This window comes from Candidatus Jidaibacter acanthamoeba (assembly GCF_000815465.1).
Taxonomy (GTDB): domain Bacteria; phylum Pseudomonadota; class Alphaproteobacteria; order Rickettsiales; family Midichloriaceae; genus Jidaibacter; species Jidaibacter acanthamoebae.
Window position 1 is genome coordinate 1 of record NZ_JSWE01000148.1, and the last position, 1,757, is coordinate 1,757.

General features: G+C 36.4%; 2 protein-coding genes. Both read left to right on the forward strand.

Features of this window, described 5'->3' with window-relative positions; translation table 11 throughout:
* Positions 1-1,529 (forward strand): NACHT domain-containing protein (locus NF27_RS07605; RefSeq protein ID WP_039455590.1); only part of this gene is annotated, 1,529 nt, incomplete at its 5' end.
* Positions 1,530-1,549: 20 nt separating this feature from the next.
* Positions 1,550-1,757 (forward strand): HEAT repeat domain-containing protein (locus tag NF27_RS07610; RefSeq protein WP_039457826.1); only part of this gene is annotated, 208 nt, incomplete at its 3' end.

Genomic DNA, 1,757 nt, shown 5'->3' on the forward strand with positions numbered 1-1,757 from the left:
AACAAGAAGAAGCTAAACAGAAAGAACAGGGGCTGAGAGGGAAAGAAAAAAGAGGGGATAAGAATGATAGCCAAGAGTATAGGGAACAAAGGATATCGAGTTATGAAGAGATACATAGAGCTAAGAAGCCAATAGAAATAAAAGGGTTATTTGAAGACGCTAAAAGTAAAAAGCTAGTAATATACGGAAGAGCTGGAATAGGGAAAACGACATTATGTCAATATTTAACGGTTGCCTGGCAAAAGGAAGAAATATGGCGAAATAAGTTTAGAGCAGTAATTAAGTTGCCGCTTAGAGAGTTAGCTAACTACATAGAGACCGAGAATAGCGCCACACTAGAAGGTTTTATAAAGCAGACCTATTTGCCCGGGGTACGAGGTATTAGAGAATCAGAGATAGCACAGTTTTTAGGAAACAATGTAGGTAATATACTCTACCTACTTGATGGATATGATGAGATAGTTCCCTTGCTTAGAAAGCCGGGAGTAGGTGCTAAGCTAGGCAGTATAGTAAGAGGGATAATAGAAGATAGTATGGCTCATACTATAGTAACTTCTAGGCCTGCTAGGATTGAGCACAAGTTTGACCAAGAGTATGAGAATGTAGGGTTTATAGATCAGGATATTGAAAGGTATGTAAGTACATTTAAATCTGAAAGAGCAAAAGAGATACTGAATTTCTTAAAGAATAATAAGAGCTTATGGGGGATAGCTCATATACCGATTAACTTAGAGTTAATCTGCAGTGCATGGGGAATAAGCGGAGGAATAGATAAGGTTAGTACGATGAGTCAGTTATATGGAGCTATAACTGATAGGCTAATGGAGAGATATGTAGTTAAGAATCATGCAATAGAGCTAGATGATTTAACATGTAGGAAATTTAATAAAAGAACCCAGCCTATAGTAAGATGTCTTGAGAGAATAGCATTTAGGGGGATGAAAAATAACCAGATAATAATTCCGATAAAAGAGATACAAGGGATTATAGCGGAAGAAGAAAAGAGGAGTGGAGTAGGAAATTTACTAAGAGAAGTATTAAAGAGTGGAATGGTTAAAATAATAGGTGAGAATAATGATGAGAATAGGGAGATATATTTCCTACACTTAAGTTTCCAAGAGTATTATGCAGCAAAGTATATAGCAAGAGCAATTAATAATATAGGGACTGAAGAGTATAAGCAAGTATATGCATTTATTAGCGAGAATAAATACATACCTTACTATGAAGTAATGATGTGGTTCAGTGCTGGTGTATTATATCAGCAAGGAAGAGCTAGAGGTAATTATGAAGGATTAAATGGGTTCTGGAGGATAGTAGAAGCAGAGCCGCGAGAATTGGTAGGAATAAGGCATGTAAGTTTAGTAATTCGAAGTTTAGAAGAGTGTGAAGCTAGTGAAAAGGTAGAGAAACATAAAGAATTAATAAACTATATCAAGCAATGGATAAAAGTTAGAGCCAACATTCGGCATCTTCGCACCTTTATGATAGAAATACTTAAAACCACCCCTCCATATTCCAAGCTATAGCTGAAGTATTTATTGAATTAATGGAAGATAAAGAAAGATATGTAAGGCAAGCAGCCGCAGAGAGTTTAGGTAAGATAGGGCAAGGAAGTGAGAAAGTAATTGATGCACTACTTATAGCTCTGGAAGATAAAGATTATTGGGTAAGGGAAGCAGCAGTAAAGAGTTTGGGTAGTATCGGGCAAGGAAGTGAGAAAGTAATTGATGCACTACTCATAGCTCTAAAGGATG